Origin of the sequence: Acidisphaera sp. L21 (genome assembly GCF_009765685.1) — a bacterium.
In the GTDB taxonomy this organism is placed as follows: Bacteria; Pseudomonadota; Alphaproteobacteria; order Acetobacterales; family Acetobacteraceae; genus LMUY01.
Genome location: NZ_LMUY01000096.1, coordinates 95,222 through 111,980, shown reverse-complemented (window position 1 = coordinate 111,980; position 16,759 = coordinate 95,222). Strand labels below are relative to the sequence as shown.

General features: G+C 63.9%; 14 protein-coding genes, 1 tRNA gene and 2 rRNA genes (1 of these 17 only partly in view). 10 read left to right on the top strand and 7 right to left on the bottom strand.

Annotated features, from left to right (window positions below; translation table 11 throughout):
* The 5 genes from GSQ76_RS19715 to GSQ76_RS19695 form a co-directional block, all read left to right on the top strand.
* A 23S ribosomal RNA gene (locus GSQ76_RS19715) occupies window positions 1-1,254 on the top strand (it extends 1,549 nt beyond the left edge of the window).
* A 127-nt stretch (window positions 1,255-1,381) separates the two neighbouring features.
* Window positions 1,382-1,496, top strand: a 5S ribosomal RNA gene (gene rrf / locus GSQ76_RS19710).
* Window positions 1,497-1,517: 21 nt separating this feature from the next.
* Window positions 1,518-1,594: transfer RNA gene (locus GSQ76_RS19705), tRNA-Met, on the top strand.
* Window positions 1,595-1,893: 299 nt separating this feature from the next.
* Window positions 1,894-2,073 (top strand): SMP-30/gluconolactonase/LRE family protein, encoded by a 180-nt coding sequence (locus GSQ76_RS19700; protein ID WP_158745812.1) that lies wholly within the window; start codon window positions 1,894-1,896, stop codon window positions 2,071-2,073.
* 211 nt (window positions 2,074-2,284) lie between these two features.
* Window positions 2,285-4,330: an ATP-dependent helicase gene (locus tag GSQ76_RS19695; RefSeq protein WP_158745811.1), complete on the top strand. Its 2,046-nt coding sequence runs from the start codon at window positions 2,285-2,287 to the stop codon at window positions 4,328-4,330.
* A 105-nt stretch (window positions 4,331-4,435) separates the two neighbouring features.
* Here the strand turns inward: GSQ76_RS19695 and GSQ76_RS19690 are convergent, their stop codons facing one another.
* The gene (locus GSQ76_RS19690; protein WP_158745810.1) at window positions 4,436-5,320 is read right to left on the bottom strand and encodes an MBL fold metallo-hydrolase; all 885 of its coding nucleotides are present in this window, start codon (window positions 5,318-5,320) and stop codon (window positions 4,436-4,438) included.
* Between the two features lie 41 nt (window positions 5,321-5,361).
* Complete coding sequence (locus GSQ76_RS19685; protein ID WP_216851181.1) at window positions 5,362-5,796, bottom strand: cupin domain-containing protein; 435 nt, start codon at window positions 5,794-5,796, stop codon at window positions 5,362-5,364.
* 428 nt (window positions 5,797-6,224) lie between these two features.
* On the opposite strand from GSQ76_RS19685, the gene GSQ76_RS32430 reads away from it, so the two are divergent.
* The gene (locus tag GSQ76_RS32430) at window positions 6,225-8,612 is read left to right on the top strand and encodes a DUF4214 domain-containing protein (RefSeq protein WP_158745809.1); all 2,388 of its coding nucleotides are present in this window, start codon (window positions 6,225-6,227) and stop codon (window positions 8,610-8,612) included.
* A gap of 29 nt (window positions 8,613-8,641) precedes the next feature.
* Here the strand turns inward: GSQ76_RS32430 and GSQ76_RS19675 are convergent, their stop codons facing one another.
* The 3 genes from GSQ76_RS19675 to GSQ76_RS19665 are packed head-to-tail and all read right to left on the bottom strand — an operon-like array spanning window position 8,642 to window position 11,588.
* Window positions 8,642-9,487 (bottom strand): carbohydrate ABC transporter permease, encoded by an 846-nt coding sequence (locus GSQ76_RS19675; protein ID WP_158745808.1) that lies wholly within the window; start codon window positions 9,485-9,487, stop codon window positions 8,642-8,644.
* Window positions 9,484-10,374, bottom strand: coding sequence for a carbohydrate ABC transporter permease (locus GSQ76_RS19670; protein ID WP_216851180.1), 891 nt, complete (start codon window positions 10,372-10,374; stop codon window positions 9,484-9,486). The genes GSQ76_RS19675 and GSQ76_RS19670 overlap by 4 nt, the downstream gene beginning before the upstream one ends.
* Entirely contained in the window at window positions 10,371-11,588 is a 1,218-nt protein-coding gene (locus GSQ76_RS19665; RefSeq protein WP_216851179.1) for an ABC transporter substrate-binding protein, read from the bottom strand. Before GSQ76_RS19665 ends, GSQ76_RS19670 begins: the two co-directional genes overlap by 4 nt.
* 113 nt (window positions 11,589-11,701) lie before the next feature.
* On the opposite strand from GSQ76_RS19665, the gene GSQ76_RS19660 reads away from it, so the two are divergent.
* Window positions 11,702-12,910: a hypothetical protein gene (locus tag GSQ76_RS19660; protein ID WP_158745807.1), complete on the top strand. Its 1,209-nt coding sequence runs from the start codon at window positions 11,702-11,704 to the stop codon at window positions 12,908-12,910.
* Entirely contained in the window at window positions 12,900-13,691 is a 792-nt protein-coding gene (locus tag GSQ76_RS19655; protein ID WP_216851178.1) for an SDR family oxidoreductase, read from the top strand. Before GSQ76_RS19660 ends, GSQ76_RS19655 begins: the two co-directional genes overlap by 11 nt.
* Here the strand turns inward: GSQ76_RS19655 and GSQ76_RS19650 are convergent.
* Window positions 13,688-14,332 carry a glutathione S-transferase family protein gene (locus GSQ76_RS19650; RefSeq protein ID WP_158745805.1) on the bottom strand — a complete coding sequence of 215 codons (645 nt, stop codon included), beginning with the start codon at window positions 14,330-14,332 and terminating at the stop codon, window positions 13,688-13,690. The two genes, GSQ76_RS19655 and GSQ76_RS19650, sit on opposite strands and share 4 nt — an antisense overlap.
* A 200-nt stretch (window positions 14,333-14,532) precedes the next feature.
* Between GSQ76_RS19650 and GSQ76_RS19645 the strand changes: the two genes are divergently transcribed.
* Both GSQ76_RS19645 and GSQ76_RS19640 read left to right on the top strand, forming a co-directional pair.
* The gene (locus tag GSQ76_RS19645) at window positions 14,533-15,462 is read left to right on the top strand and encodes a glyoxylate/hydroxypyruvate reductase A (RefSeq protein ID WP_158745804.1); all 930 of its coding nucleotides are present in this window, start codon (window positions 14,533-14,535) and stop codon (window positions 15,460-15,462) included.
* 206 nt (window positions 15,463-15,668) lie between these two features.
* Window positions 15,669-15,953, top strand: a complete 285-nt coding sequence (locus tag GSQ76_RS19640) for a hypothetical protein (protein ID WP_158745803.1) — start codon at window positions 15,669-15,671, stop codon at window positions 15,951-15,953.
* Here GSQ76_RS19640 and GSQ76_RS19635 read toward each other — a convergent pair.
* A complete protein-coding gene (locus GSQ76_RS19635) occupies window positions 15,950-16,741 on the bottom strand; it encodes a creatininase family protein (protein ID WP_158745802.1) in 792 nt (263 codons plus the stop codon). The genes GSQ76_RS19640 and GSQ76_RS19635 overlap by 4 nt on opposite strands.
* Window positions 16,742-16,759: the final 18 nt, after the last annotated feature.

Sequence of the window (16,759 nt, the reverse complement as noted above, 5' to 3'; positions counted from 1 at the left end):
GAAACCGACACAGGTGGACTGGTAGAGCATACCAAGGCGCTTGGGAGAACCATGCCGAAGGAACTAGGCAAATTGCTCGCGTAACTTCGGGATAAGCGAGACCCATCGTTGGGCAACCATCGGTGGGTGGCACAAAGCAGGGGGTAGCGACTGTTTAGTAAAAACACAGGGCTGTGCGAAGTCGAGAGACGACGTATACGGTCTGACGCCTGCCCGGTGCCGGAAGGTTAAGAGGAGGTGTGCAAGCACTGAATTGAAGCCCCGGTAAACGGCGGCCGTAACTATAACGGTCCTAAGGTAGCGAAATTCCTTGTCGGGTAAGTTCCGACCTGCACGAATGGCGTAACGACTTCCCCACTGTCTCCGGCATGGGCTCAGCGAAATTGAATTCCCCGTGAAGATGCGGGGTACCCGCGGTCAGACGGAAAGACCCTATGAACCTTTACTGCAGCTTTGCAGTGGCCTCAGGGGAGAGCTGTGTAGGATAGGCGGGAGGCTTTGAAGCATGGGCGCTAGCTTGTGTGGAGCCATCCTTGAAATACCGCCCTGATCTCTTCTGATGTCTAACCGCGTCCGGTCAGCCCGGACCGGGACCCTGCATGGTGGGCAGTTTGACTGGGGCGGTCGCCTCCCAAAGTGTAACGGAGGCGCGCGATGGTGGGCTCAGGCCGGTCGGACATCGGCTGCTGAGTGCAATGGCATAAGCCCGCCTGACTGCGAGAGCGACAGTTCGAGCAGAGACGAAAGTCGGCCATAGTGATCCGGTGGTCCCGCGTGGAAGGGCCATCGCTCAACGGATAAAAGGTACTCTAGGGATAACAGGCTGATCTCCCCCAAGAGTCCACATCGACGGGGAGGTTTGGCACCTCGATGTCGGCTCATCACATCCTGGGGCTGGAGCAGGTCCCAAGGGTTCGGCTGTTCGCCGATTAAAGTGGTACGTGAGCTGGGTTTAGAACGTCGTGAGACAGTTCGGTCCCTATCTGCCGTGGGTGTTGGAGACTTGAGAGGATCTGTCCCTAGTACGAGAGGACCGGGATGGACGCACCTCTGGTGAACCGGTTGTCACGCCAGTGGCACGGCCGGGTAGCTATGTGCGGACGGGATAACCGCTGAAAGCATCTAAGCGGGAAACCCACCTCAAAACCAGGTCTCCCTGAGGGCCGTGGTAGACCACCACGTTGATAGGCCAGATGTGGAAGCGCCGTAAGGCGTGCAGCTAACTGGTCCTAATCGCCCAATAGGCTCCATGCACCATCATGCACAGCAATCATCGCCGGTGCACACAACACGCACCAACACACACAGCACGTCAAAAACACCAGAACCAATCATCACAGACACCAATAGGTCAAACATTTGACCCATGGTGTTTGGATGACCTGGTGGCCATGGCGGGGAGCCTACACCCGATCCCATCCCGAACTCGGCCGTGAAAACCCCCAGCGCCTATGATACTGCACCTCAAGGTGCGGGAAAGTCGGTCGCCGCCAGGTCTTCCAAACACCATACACCCACGCGGGGTGGAGCAGCCCGGTAGCTCGTCAGGCTCATAACCTGAAGGTCACAGGTTCAAATCCTGTCCCCGCAACCATATCCCTCAGCCATCGTTACGAGCATCGTCACCAACAGTGGCGGTGCTTTTTCGTGTTTGCCCTCCGTTCTGCGGTAGCCGCCGTAAGGCTAGGCCGAAGCTGTAACAGATGCTCAAACTCTTCCTCATCGCAATCGCCGCTTCCATGTGCGTCCCAATCGCCCGCGCCGACGAACCGTCAGCGCAGATTATCGCAACCGGCCGACGTTGCCGGATCGCCGACCGGAAAGATCTTCGCCTTCCCCATCAAGGCCGATGGTTCGCTAGGACCAACACGTTAGTTCATCCGGCTTCGCGACGTGATCCCTCCGAATAACAAAGGGGACCACCACCCCGACTTGCTTCGCGTCGACGCGCCGGGCAACCTCCTCGTCGCGCTGTACAATGGTAGCGGTGCGACGACCGTGTCGCCGGCGGGCACATTGCTCAAACTCGTCAACGTGCCATCCTCGCACCACACCAACCTGGCCGTCGGCTAGACGGCAAAACCCTCTACGTAACCGCAGTCGACGATGGCCCAGCCTCCACCTACCGGGGAGGTCGCTCGGCTGCCCCTCCCAGCGGCGCCGTAACCACGCCACCGATCGCCACCGATCGCCACCGATCGCCACACACATCCAGCATTGTGTGCGCTTGCGAACAAAACGTGGCCATGATTGACTCCGGCTTTCCCGGAGCCCGCCCGCACCCATGTCGCTCGACTACCTCGCCAAACTCAACCCGGCGCAACGGCAGGCCGTTGAACACGGCAGCCAACCGCTGCTAGTCATCGCCGGCGCCGGGTCGGGCAAAACGAACACGCTCGCCCACCGGGTAGCACATCTCATCGTCGGCGGCGCGGACCCGCGGCGCATCCTGCTGATGACGTTCTCCCGCCGGGCCGCGGCGGAAATGACCCGGCGGGTGGAACGGATCTGCGCCCAGGTGATGGGCGCCAACGCCGGCATCATGACCGACGCGCTCGCCTGGGCCGGAACCTTCCACGCGATCGGCGCCAGGCTGCTGCGCGACTATGCCGAACACATTGGCTTGGCCCCCGATTTCACCATCCATGACCGCGAAGACTCAGCCGATCTGATGAACCTGGTCCGCCACGAGCTCGGCTTGTCCAAAACCGAGAGCCGCTTCCCCACCAAGGGCACCTGCCTCGCCATCTATTCCCGCGCCGTCAACGCCGAGATGCCGCTGGACGAGGTATTACAAAGCCATTTCCCGTGGTGCGCCGCTTGGCAAGATCAGCTCCGCCAGCTATTCGGCGGCTATGTGGCGGCCAAGCAGAGCCAAAGCGTGCTCGATTACGACGATCTACTGCTGTACTGGGCGCAAACCACCGCGGACCCGGCGATGGCAGCCAATATTGGTGGCAGATTCGACCATGTGCTGGTCGACGAATACCAGGACACCAACCGCCTCCAATCCAGCATCCTCCTCGCGCTGAAGCCAGGCGGCACCGGACTGACGGTTGTCGGGGACGACGCCCAATCGATCTACGCCTTCCGCGCCGCCACCGTGCGCAACATCCTCGACTACCCCAGCCACTTCAACCCGGCGGCAACGATCGTAACGCTCGACCGGAATTACCGGTCCACCCAACCGATCCTCGCCGCCGCCAACGCCGTCATCGACCTGGCAGCGGAGCGTTTCACCAAGAACCTATGGACGGACCGCCGTTCCAGCCAGAATCCTTTCCTCGTTGCCGTGCGGGATGAGGCGGAGCAGGCGAATTACATCGTGGAGCGCGTGCTGGAACACCGGGAAACCGGAACGCTGCTGAAGCAGCAGGCCGTCCTGTTCCGCACCTCCCACCACAGCGGCCCGCTGGAGATCGAATTGACCCGGCGTAACATCCCTTTCGTCAAATTCGGTGGACTGAAGTTTCTGGATACGGCGCATGTGAAAGACCTCATGGCTCTGTTGCGATTCGTTGAAAATCCGCGCGACCGGGTCGCCGGCTTCCGCGTCTTGCAATTGCTGCCCGGCATCGGCCCGTCCTCCGCACAGCGCATCCTGGATGCGATGGCGGCGGAACTGGACCCGATCGGGGCGCTGCGGACCATCTCCGCGCCCGCGCGCGCGGGGGAGGATTGGGCGGCCTTGGTCGGCACGCTGCAGCAAATCCGCTCCGGCAAAAGCGGCTGGCCGGGGGAGATCGCTTGCGCCCGGCAATGGTACGCGCCGCATCTGGACCGGATCCACGAAGACGCCACTATGCGCCAGGCGGATTTGCTGCAGTTGGAGCAAATCGCCTCCGGCTATCCCTCTCGCGCCCGGTTCCTGACGGAGCTAACGCTGGACCCGCCCGACGCCACCAGTGACCAGGCTGGCGTGCCCCTGCTGGACGAGGATTATCTGGTCCTATCCACCATCCACTCCGCCAAGGGGCAGGAATGGAAGTCGGTGTTCGTGCTGAACGTGGTGGATGGTTGCATCCCCTCGCACCTCGGCACTGGGACGACGGCTGATATCGAGGAGGAGCGCCGGCTGCTGTATGTCGCAATGACGCGGGCCAAAGATGCGTTGCACCTGATCACGCCGCATCGCTTCTTCACCCACGGCCAGGCGCGGAACGGCGACCGCCACGTCTACGCCGCCCGCACCCGCTTCATTCCCGCCCACATCCTGCCGTTGTTCGAGGCCATAATCTGGCCCGTTCTAGCGACCGAGGCCGCGCGCTTTGGCCTCTCACCCGTGGCACGAATCGATCTCGGCGCCCGAATGCGGGAGATGTGGCGCTAGGTTTCCTGAAGCCTTGGGATCGCTGTTTCGTCGAGTTTGACGCGCTCGGCAGGGCGGATGCTGTGGTCGAGATGGGGCATCAGCCTGCCGAGGCGCTTGAAGCCCCTAGCTCGCTGTCCACAGCGCGGGCAGGAATTCGTATCCCGTGCCGGTCTTCACGATGAACCCCGTGGCCGGGAACGGCGCGTGGAAGAACGACACCCGCATCTTCTCCGCTGCGGCCTGGTCCAGGATGCGCTTGCGGGTCGTAATCGTTTCCGCCGGGTCCATGTCGAACATGGCCTGCCAGTCCGGATGGCGCGCAAAAATCAGCGGATTGTTGGTGATGTCGGCCACGAACATCATCACGCCATCATCAGACGCAATGCGGATCGCCGACATGCCCGGTGTGTGACCATTCGCCCGCACGGCCGTGAAGCCAGGCAGGAACTCCTCATCCCAGGCGAATTTGCGCACCTTGTCGGCGACCGGGCCAAAAATCTTGCGGCACAGGCCGAAATTCCCCTTCGCTGCCTCGCCCGCCGCCTCCATCTTGGCGTCGTCCATCCAGAACGCCCACTCCTTCTCTGGCACCAGAAGGTCGGCATTGACGAAGCGCGGCGTGCCGTCCTTCAACTGCAGGCCGCCGATGTGGTCCCCATGGAAGTGGCTGATAACAACGGTTTTGACGTCGCCGGGCTGGATACCAGCCGCCGCCAGGTTCGCCGTCAGCGTCCCGGTGCCCGGCGGCCCGCCATCGCCAAGCCCGGTGTCGATCAGCACGACCCCACCCGGCGTCTTAATGGCCAGGGCAGTGAAGGTGATGGTCAGTTTGTCCCGCGGCATGCCAGCCGTGGCAAAAGCCTCCCCCACTTCTTCGTCCGAGGCATTGGGCACGAAGCCTGCCGGCCGATCCCGGGTGATCACGCCATCATGCAGCGCAATCACCTCGAACGCCCCGACAGTGAAGCGGTGGAACCCCGGGGCTTGCGCCGTTGCTGAGTCGACCATCTGCGTTTCTCCTTGCTGGCATCTTGCGCGGTCCGGATATCCTATTGCTGCGGGCGCGCCAACGCCTCCAGTTCCGGCAGTAGCACCACGCTCTCCTGTTCGTTCGGATCGGTGCGGGCGATCAGCGCTGTCACCGCGTCCGTCGCGCTGGGGTTGTAGGGCAAATGCGGCACGCCGGCTGGAATGTAGAAGAAATCGCCCGGCGCCACGATCGCGTGATGTTCAAGCTGCTGGCCATGCCAGACGTGCGAGACGCCCGTCAGCGCATAGATCGCCGTCTCGTGGGCCTCGTGCAGGTGCGCCTTCGCCCGCGCCGCCGGCGGGATCGTGACTAGTTGAAGGTGGATGCCCTGCGCCCCCACCGTCTCGGCAGAGATGCCAACCTGATAGTTCAGGGCCTGTTTGCCGACATATGCCTCACCCGCCCGCACCTGCCGGCAATCGGCGGTGGGCGAAACCTTGCGCATTTCGGTCATGTCATGCTCCCGGGTCGTGCCCGGCAGTCTAGTCCGTTTTGCGCCAGCACGCGACGCGTCCCCCGATTCTGCGCTAGCGACCCGTCACGGTGGCGTGACCATCAAAGCGGATCTGACTATCGCGTGGTCCAAATCACCTCTCACCACCAAGAAATAGTAGCCCTTCCTTAAGCCGCCGCCTGGCGCCCCGGGCCCAGGGTTCCCGACCATAAACCCACGAAATCGATCAACTCGCCGCTGATGCCCGCGGTCGCCGGTCACAACCAAGGGAGACTTATGACGGCTCGTTAAGAGAAATCCCTGAGTCAAAAACCCGTCAATAATTTGGTGATGACGCGCACATCCATTGACGATGCTGCACTGCAGCAGAAGCAATGGTTCATTATGGCACAAATGATTAGGGCACGCCTTCCAAACGGAAGTAGACAATGCCAACCAGCGCAAACGAACAGTATCTCCTCGAACTCATCAACGATGCGAGGATGAACCCTCTCGGGGATGCCGCTCGGTATATCTCGTCCTACACCGCCGCGACGTCGTCCCAGGCGGATGTCCAAAGCGCATTGACGCAGTTCGGTGTCGACGGCGTGCGTCTCCTCGCGGCCTTCCAAGCGCTCACGCCGTCGCAGCCGGTGGCGTTCAGCGATGTCCTGGCTGGCGGCGCCCTGGCGCACAACCAGGCGATGATCGCCACCGACACCCAGGCGCATCAAACCACGGGTGAGGCCGGGCTGGCAGCACGGCTCACCAACGAAGGCTATGCCTTCCGCAGCGCCGGCGAAAACATCTACGCCTATTCCGAGGACCCGCTCTTCGCGCAGGCTGCTTTCATGGTCGATTGGGGCGGTGATGCCAGCAGCGGTGGCATGCAGGCCCAGGCAGGCCATCGCGTCAATGAGACGAATTCGAGTTATCGCGAGATCGGCCTGTCCATCGTCGACACGACGCAAACCTCGTCGACCAGTGTTGGACCCGAAGTCGTCACCGAAGATTTCGCCACCACGGGCACAGCCGGCAGCTTCCTGCTGGGCGTCGCCTACGATGATACCGACAAGAACGGCTTCTATAGTGTGGGCGAAGGTGTGGCTGGTCTCACCGTCAGCGTCGGCGGTGCAACCACCACCAGCACGGCCAGCGGTGGATACACACTTGCGACCAGCCTAATCGGCACGCAGACGGTCACCCTCTCCGGCGCAGGTCTGGCCGGTTCGGTTCAGGTCAAGATGGCGCTGACGGACACCAGCGGCAACGGCTTGAACGCCAAGCTCGATGTCATCGACGGCGCAATCCTGCATCTCTCCAACTCGGGCGTGGTGACGGGCGCAGTGTCGACCATCGCTGCACTGGGCCTGCAAGCGCTGACCATCGCGGAGGGCGACGCCATCGGCCGCACCCTCATCGGTAATGACGGGGGCGATACGATGACGGGCGGCGCCGGCAACGATGTCATCACTGGCGGCGCCGGCAATGACGTCATCGATGGCGGCCTCGGCATCAACACGCTCAACGGCGGCACCGGTATCAACACCATCGTGTTCGACTTCGCTTCCACAGCGGCCACGATCGCGCAGACGGGATCCAATTGGACGATCAGCACGCAGGGCGTTACCGACACGATTACGAATTTCGCCAAGTTCCAATTCACCGACAAAACCCTCACCGCGCTGACGGCAACCACGGCCCAGATCGCCGCAACCACCCCGGTGACGACGACTTCGGTCACGACGACTTCGGCCACCACGACTTCGGTCACGACGACTTCGGCCATCACGACGCCGGCCACGACTACCAGCACGACACCGGCCTCGCCGGTCGCGGCGTCGATCCGCACGACGACCATTACTGGCACAAGCGGGAACGATGTCTTCAACGACACCACAGGCAATCAGACTTATATCGGCAACGGCGGCAACGACACGCTGAATCTCGCCGATGGTCGTCGAGGCGCCACGTTCTCGTTGCTGAGCGATGGGACGATATCCATCACCCATGACGGCCAAACCGACGCAATCAAGGGCATTTCCACAGTCAATTTCATCGACGGTAGCGTCACCTTCGATCCCAACAGCAACGCAGCCGCCGTGACGCGGCTCTACACCGCGGCGCTCGGCCGCACGCCGGACCAGGCCGGTCTGGCATTCTGGACCGACGCCTTGCAGCATGGCACCGCCCTGTCCACAGTGGCCGCTGGCTTTTTGAATGCGCCCGAATACGCGGCACGCCTCGGCGCAACATCCAACAGCAATTTTGTGACACAGATCTACCAGAACGTGCTGGGGCGGGCTCCCGATGCGGCCGGGCAGGCTTTCTGGACCAGCAACCTGAACACCAACGCCGCAACCCGTAGCCAAGTCCTGGCGAGCATCTCCGAAAGCGCCGAAAACAAGACAGCAACGGCGTCGCAGGTGAGCGCCGGTATCTGGACAGTCAGCGAAAACGCGGCCGAAGTGGCGCGTCTCTATGATACGGCATTCGGGCGCACGCCCGACCTTGCTGGTTTGACCTTCTGGACCTCGCAGATTGCAAGCGGCGCAGCGACCGCGTCACAGGTGGCAAATGCCCTCGTCGGCAGTCAGGAATTCCAGGCAACCTACGGCCAACTCGGTGATCGTGATTTCGTCGATACTCTCTACACGAACACGCTGCACCGGTCGGCTGATGCCGCCGGCGAAACCTTCTGGACCAATGCGCTGGGTTCCAATGCTACCCGGGCCCAGGTCGCGATCGGCATCTCCGACAGCCCCGAACACCAATCGCTGACCGCTGCCAATATCCTGGGCAGCGATGCGAGCAGCTACGGCATCAAATTTTCCTGATGCCAATGCCAATGTCGCTGGTGTGCGGGCTACTTCACCGCACCCAGCGTCAATCCCTGGACCAGATAGCGCTGCAACGCTGCGAACACGACCGCCACCGGCACTGTTGCCAGCAGCGTGGCGGCCATCACCTGGTTCCACTCCACACTGTAGCGGCCGGCCACCAGGTTCACGACTTTCAGCGGCAGCGTCAGGTTCGCCGGGTCGCGCAGCATGGTCAGCGCGACGGGAAACTCGTTCCAGCACCCGACGAAGGTGACGATGCCGGTCACCGCGATAGCGGGCGTAGCCAGCGGCAGAAAGATCCGCAGCAGGGATTGCGCGCGCCCGGCGCCATCGATCCAGGCGGCCTCCTCCAGATCCAGCGGGATGGTGGTGAAATACGACGCCAGCATCCAGATCGCGAAGGCTAGTTGGAACGCAGCGTAGATCACCACCACCGCGCCGCGACTATCCACCAGCGTCCCGTCGCCGATATGGATCGACGCCGCCATCCGAAACAGCCCCAGCACCAGCAGCACCGGCGACAGCATTTGCGTCACCAGCAGGAACTGACGAAACGCATCCTTGCCGCCAAATGCCATGCGGCTGATCGCGTAGGCAGCAGGGACGGAGACCAGCAGCGTCAGCAGCGTGCCGCCGATGCTGATCAGCAGGCTATTCATTGCCCCCGTCCCGAAATCGATCGCCGTCCACATATCGGCGAAATTCTCCCAGGCCAGCCGGGTCGGCAGCCAACGGGGCGGAAAGGCGATCACCTCGTCATGCGGCTTCAGCGCGGTGGACAGCATCACCGCGAAGGGGAACAGCGTCACCATCAGCAGCGGCGCCAGCACCAGCCAGCTCCAGACAGTGCGGCGCAGCTTGCGGTTCATGCCACGGCCTCGTTCCGCCGCAGGCGCATGTAGAGGACGGTGAAGCACACCACGATCACCAGCATCGCCAACGACACGGCGGACGCCTGGCCCGGCCGCCCCAGCCGGAACGACAATTCGTACAGATACGTCACCAGGATATGGGTCGAATTATCCGGTCCACCCTGCGTCAGCACCCAGATGATCGGGAACGAACTGAACACGTGGATCACGTTCAGGACCACTGCGATATTGATGAACGGCCCTAGCATCGGCAACGTCAGATGCCAAAAATTATGCCACGGCCGCGCGCCATCGATCGCCGCCGCCTCGTAGATCTCCCCGGGGATCGACGATAATCCGCCAAGCAGGATCGTCGCGGTAAACGGGATCGACACGACGATCCCGATCAGGATTTCCACCGGGAACGCTGTTTCCGATCGCGCCAGCCATTGCACCGACCCCGTCATCAGCCCCAATTGCCGCAGCGTGGCGTTGACCATCCCGTAATCGGCGTTCAGCGACCACATCCAGGCAATGGCCGCCATGGGCAGCGACACCGCCCAGGGCAGCATGATGATCGTGCGCGCCACGCCCCGGCCGTAGAAATCCTGCCGCAGCACCAACGCCACCGGGATCGACACCGCAATCGTCCCACCCACCACGCCCACGGTCCATTCTGCCGTGCGCAGCAGCGCGTTCTGGAAGATGCTGTCGCCGAACACCGCCGAGAAATTCGCCAGCCCGGCGAACCCCCGCACCAGCCCGAACCGCGACACATCCGACAGCGACAGCATGACGATTTCGTAGAACGGGTAGCCAATGATCATCACCGCCAGCAGCAGGCTGGGCGCAAGCAGCCCCCAGGCCGCCAGTGGTAGCCGCACCCGGCCTGCCGCGATGCTCACTTCCCCAGGGAGGTGTCGGCGCGGGAGGCGGCCTGCTTCAGCGCAGCCGCCGGGTCGGCCTTGCCGAGGTAGACGGACTGCACCGCATCGGTCACCGCCTTGGCCGTATCTTCCCACCCCGTCACGGTCGGGGCGAAATGCGCGGAGGGCAGCAGGTCGACGAAGATCTTCAGGCGGGGGTTGTCAGTGAAATACGGGTCGGTCGCCTCATCCTGCGTGGTCGGCAGAAAGCCCTCGCCCTTGGTGAACTCGACACGCGGCGCCTTGGTGAACAGGAAATCGAGGAATTTGAACGCCGACTTCTTCACCTTCGAATTCGCGAACATCACTACCGAATCGGTCACCGCGTAGGTGGCCGATGTCGTGCCCTTCGGCACCGGCACGATGCCGTAATCCAGCGTCGGTGCTTCCTTCGCGATCTGGTTGATCAGGAACGGCGCCGTGATGACCATGCCGAGACGGCCCTGCTTGAACAGGTCCTGAATGTCGGACCGCGTGTAGTTGGTGGGGCCATCCTGCGTCAGTCCCTTATCCACCATCGACTTGTACAGCGTCAGCGCCTGCACCCCGGCGGGCGAGTCGAACGCGGCCTTGGTCTGCGCGTTGATCACGTCGCCGCCATAGCTCCACAACGCGTAGTAGTAATACACGTCGACTTCGGTGCCCTTTGCCATCAGCCCAAACCCCGGCATGCCCATCGCCTTCAGCTTCTCGGACGCCGCCGTCACGTCCTCCCAACTCGTCGGACCGTTCGGGTAGCCAGCCTTGGTCAGCATATCCTTGTTGTAGTACATCGCCCGGGCGGAGGCGGCGATCGGCAGGCCATACACCTTGCCCCCGATCGTGCCCGGCGTCAGGAATGGCGGGATGAAGCGGGCCTTGAAGTCGGGCGCCATGTAGCCGTCCAGCGGCTCGGCGATGTCGTCCTTCACGAAGTCCAGCAGCCAACGCGTGCCCATGATGGAGATGTCGGGGTTGGTGCCGCCGGAAATGTCGGTGCGCAGTTTCTGCAGCAGCACGTCCCAATTCACGACGTCGATCTTGATGTCGATATCCGGGTTCGCCTTGTGGAACTCCGCGGCCATCTTCTCGAAATACGGCCCGGTGGCGGCGCTGTAATACGACACCGTCATCCGCACCGTGTCCGCCTGGGCCGCGGCGGAGGCGAACAGCATGGCGGCGCAGGCGAGCAGGCTGGTCTTGATGGCGTTCACTGTTCATCCCCCGGCATTGCTTGGCCCAAGAGTGCAATTTCGGGGCCATCCCGTCCAGTCATTGCCCCATGGCGGTAACCAGTGTCTGCTGCGCCGGGCAGAACGGAGCGACCATGCAGGGCGGCACGAATCGGTATCACGGCCTCTACGCCTATGCCTGGGACGTGGCGGAGCAGGCGCCGGATCGCCTCGTGGCCGAGTTGCAGGGCTGGGGCATCGACACACTGTGCCTGGCCGCCGGCTACCACGCGGGCAAGTTCATCCGCCCCCACGGCAGCCAGGGTCGCGTGCACTTTCCGGAGGACGGAACCGTCTACTTTCCCGCCCGGCCGGAGCGGTATGGCCGCATCAAGCCGCGGCAGAACAGCCAGTCGGGCGACATAATCGGCCAATACGCCACCCGAACGGACATCGCGGTCACGGCCTGGACCGTGCTGCTGCACAACACGCCGCTGGGCATGGCGCACCCCGATTGCGTCGCCCGCAACGCTTTCGGCGACCCATACTGGTATAGCCTATGCCCGGCCAATCCCGACGTGCAGGACTACGCCACCGCACTCTGCGCCGACATCGCCGACCGACACCCGGTGCGCGGTCTGGTGCTGGAAACGCCGGGCTGGCTGCCCTATCAGCACGGCTACCACCACGAATTCGCGCTCATCGCCAGCAATCCCTGGCTGGACGCCAATCTGGGCCTGTGTTTCTGCGACCATTGCATCGCCGGGGCGACGCGCGCCGGCATCCCGGCTTCCGCATTGCGCGGCCGCATCGCCCAGCGCATCGACGCCTATCTGCGCGCATCGATGGATACGCCGGCCGACATCGGCCAACGCTGGCTGGAATCGGATCTGGTCGGCGATCCCGATCTGGCAGCGTTCCTGCGCTGGCGCTGCACCGTCGTCACCTTGCTGGTGCAACGCATTCGCGCCGCCATGCGCCCGGATGCGGAATTGTTCATCATTCCCTCCGTCCGCCGCCCCAGTGCGGCTGGCTGGCTGGAGGGTTCGGATCTGCCCGCCCTGGCCGCCGCCGCCGATGGCTTGGAAGTCTGCTTCTACGAGCCTGCCTGGAACCGCGCCGTCGCCGATTTCGGCGAGGTTCGACGCCGGGTCGGCCCCGGCCCGGCGATCCGCTGCGTGCTGCGTCCCGGTCCGCCGGATGCAGCGGAGGAAAGCGGATTCGCCCGCACCGTATCCGAACTTGACCAGGCTGGTGCGGCCGGCTTCGGCTTCTACAATTTCGGCCATGTGCGCCGTGCCAATCTGGACTGGATCGGCCGCGCCCTGCATCACCGGACCGGAGGATCGACCATTGCGTCTTGACGGAAAAATCGCGTTGGTCACTGGGGCAGTCGGCGGCATCGGCACCGCGATCGTCGATGTCTTCCTGGCGGAAGGCGCCACCGTCATCCTCTGCGACAAGAAGCACGACGAGGTGGCGGCCCGCATGACCGCCCTGCGCAGCCAAGGCGCCCGCGTGTTCGCCGCCGCAGCCGATATCACCGACCACGCCGGGTTGAGCACGGCAGTCGCCGCCGCCGTGGCCGAGGCCGGGGCGGTCGACATCGTCGTCGCCAACGCCTCCACCGGCAACCAAAGCGACACCTTGCGCGACATGACCCCGGCGATGTGGCAGGAGGACATTGCCAACAACGTCGCCGGCCAGTTCAACACGGTGGATGTCGTGCTGGCGCCGATGAAGCAGCGCCGCGCCGGCAGCATCGTGCTCATCGGCTCGGTGAACGGACTGGCGACCTTCGGCAACCCGTCCTACAGCGCGGCGAAGGCTGCGCTGGTGAGCTTCACCAAGTCCATGGCGGTGGAATACGGCCCGTTCGGCATCCGCGCCAACATCGTCTGCCCCGGCACCGTGCGCACCCCCGCCTGGAACCGCCGCATCGCCCGCAACCCCGAAATCCTGGACGGTTTGCGCAAATGGTACCCGCTGGGCCGCGTCGCCGACCCGGCGGATATCGCGCACGCCGCCTGCTTCCTCGGCTCGGACCAGGCGGGCTTCATCTCCGGCGTGGTGCTGCCGGTGGATGGCGGGCTAATGGCCGGCAACCGGATCATGACCAGCGAACTGACCCTGGAGCAGATCTAGCCGTAACGCGTCAGCCGCTTGCCCGGCATCAGATCGTAGGGCGGCCTCCAGCCGGGCAGGGCAGCGATGCGTTGCAGCCAGGCATGGATCGCCGGGTGCGTAGCCGCCAGGTCATAACCGCTCTCGTCCGGCGGGAAGCTCAGATAGCCACAAATCGAAATGTCGGCGACAGTCACGCGGTCGCCGATGACGAACGGTCGGTCCTTCACCTGCTGCTCCAGTATCGCCAGTGCGTCATCCACCCGGCCGCGGATGTAGCTCTGGATGTGCTGGTCCGGCGCTTCGGTGAAGGCGCGGCGAAACCGGTAGGTCGCCATGTTGCTGCTCATTTTATGGTTGTCCCAGAACAACCATCGCAACACCTCGAACCGCTCCGTCTCGGTGATGGGGTGCAGCCGGCCATGAATGTCGGCCAGGCGCAGCAGGATCGGCGCGGTCTGCGTCAGGGTGACCCCGTTTTCCTCCAGCACGGGGATTTCCCCCATCTGGTTCACGCTGCTGCGCCACTCGGCCGTACGGGTGATGCCGGCGCCGAAATCGGTCCACACCGGCTCGAATGTCTGGCCGCAGAGGCTCAGCATCAGCGCCAGTTTGTAGCTGTTGCCGGATTCCGGGAAGTAATGCAGGCGATACTGGGCCATGATCGTTCCTTAGGCTACGCCGAATACCGGACGCTGCATCAATCGACTGCCGCGCGGTGCAATCGGCGCCCATTCGGCCTCCATGGATCTGCGTTGCCGGCCAGGATGCGCCCGGCCCGCGAAACCCGCAAACAGTCCCTGCCGAAGCCAGCATGGTACGCGCCTTGCAACCACGCGACCGACGCGACGGAGCATAGCACATGGCGGTTCTTTGCTTACTACACCGGGCCTACGGCGACGATCTGATGAACGGCATCCGCGCCGGCCTACCTGGTGAGGACATCCGCGAATGGCCCGATGTCCGCGACCCCGCCGATATCGACATCTGCGTCATCTTTCGCATGCAGCCCGGCTTTCTGGCGCCCTACCCGAATTTGCGGCTGATTTCCTCAACCGGCGCCGGGATCGACCATTACCTCTCCGACCCCAGCCTGCCGCGCGACATTCCGCTGGTGCGCGTGGTCGATCCGGATTCCGGCGCCCGCATGGCGGAATACACGTTGTGCTGGGTGCTGTTCCACCATCGCGACGTCGCATTCTTCCAGGCGGCGCAGGCGCGGGGGGAATGGGCCTATAAACAGATGCGCTCCGCATCCTCCGTGCGCGTCGGCGTCATGGGACTGGGCCATATGGGCGCCTCGGCCTGCGAGCGCCTGGTCGCCACCGGCTACCAGGTGGCCGGCTGGTCCCGCGGCCCAAAATCGCTACCCGGCGTCGAGAACTTCCACGGGCCCAACGGCTTCGAAGCCTTCCTCGCCCGGACCGAGATCCTGGTGAACCTGCTGCCCCTCACGGCAGAAACCAAGGGCATCCTGTGCCGCCGCACCTTCGACGCGATGCCCCGGGGCAGCGTCGTCATCAGCGCCGGACGCGGCGCGCATCTGCTGGAGGCGGATTTGCAGGCGGCCCTGGCGGACGGCCAATTGCGCGCCGCCACCATCGACGCCTTCCCGAAGGAGCCATTGCCCGCCGACAGCCCGCTCTGGACCACGCCGAACCTGCACATCACGCCGCACTGCTCCAGCACCGCCTCGCTGGAGACGACGGTCGGCGTCATCACCGGCAACATCCGCCGCTTCCGTGCTGGCGAGCCACTGCTGAACCTGGTGGATTACAGCAAGGGGTATTGATTACCGCATAGGAGCCATCGTTTTCCGCAGGGCATACGATGCTTGGCACTCGCGATCGGCCGGTGCTAGCGTTTGGTCATGCATCTTTGGCTCACCTGCGCACGAATTATCGCCCCGGCTGCCTAGCCGGGCCGGCGCAGTCGCGTCGCGGTTCGGCAGCCGGGTTCGATCATCCCTGCCGCAACCGACCCAAAGGTGTTTCCCCCATGTTTACCCGTGCGACCGACCCGCTGAGCCGCCCCGTGCGTTTCGAACTACAGGCCGATGCCGAGCCAGGGCTGCTGCCCCGCGTGCTCGCCCCCTTCGCCCGCCGCGATCTCCTGCCCGACCGCGTGAAGGCCCGGCGCGAGGGCAATTCCATGCGCGTCGACATCGGCATGGACGCGATGCCCGCCGAGATGCTGCATCTGGTCGAGGGCAATCTGCGCCAGATCGTCGGCGTGCAGCGCCTGGTGGTGGTGCTGTGCGCCGAGGCGAAAGCCGCCGCCTAGGCGAGCGGGTCGCGCACGGTTGCGGTCTTCATGTGCTCCACCAGCGTCACGCACGCATCGATGATGAAGTCGGCGAAGACCTTCCCCGAACCCGCATTGGCAAGGGACGGATCGCCGCCGACGGTCGCGTCGCAATGGTCCAGCATCGCCACTGGCGCGCCAACCGGCACGTTGCCGATCCGCAGGCTGTTCAGGCCCCCGGTTGGCAGTCCCAGCAGCGTCTTCACGGCCTCTGGCGGGCGGGCGGCGTCGCGCCGTGTCAGCTCGGGGTAGAAATACTCGTAGACGGAGCCGATCGGGTCCGACCCATGGCCGGTCGAACGCGGCGCGTTGTCGCCGTGCGCCTGCTTGTTGGCCAGGCTGCCGGTGGGCCAGATGTTGATCCATGGGATGATCACGCCGGTTTCGCGCCGGATCTCGTGCGTGGTCTGTTCCAGCAGGGCATTGTTGCCGGTGTGCCCGTTCAGGATGACGACGCGCTGCATCCCGTGGTCCATAAACGCGCCAATCATGTCGCGCACCACGGCGCGGAACGTGTCGGCCCGCACCTGCATGCCGCCGGGCACGCCGCGGAATACTTCGGCATAGCCGAACGGCATGCACGGTGCGGCGATGGCGCCGGATTTTTCCGCCACGATGCTGGCAATGCGCTCGGCCAGCATGAAATCGCCCATCGGGTTGCAGGGGCCCTGCACCTCCACACTCCCCAGCGTCAGGATGATGACCGGGTCTTCGGCCATGCGCTCCTGGAACTCCAGGAACGTCATCTGTTCTAGCAGGTGCTTCATGGCGGCGCTTCCTCTCCG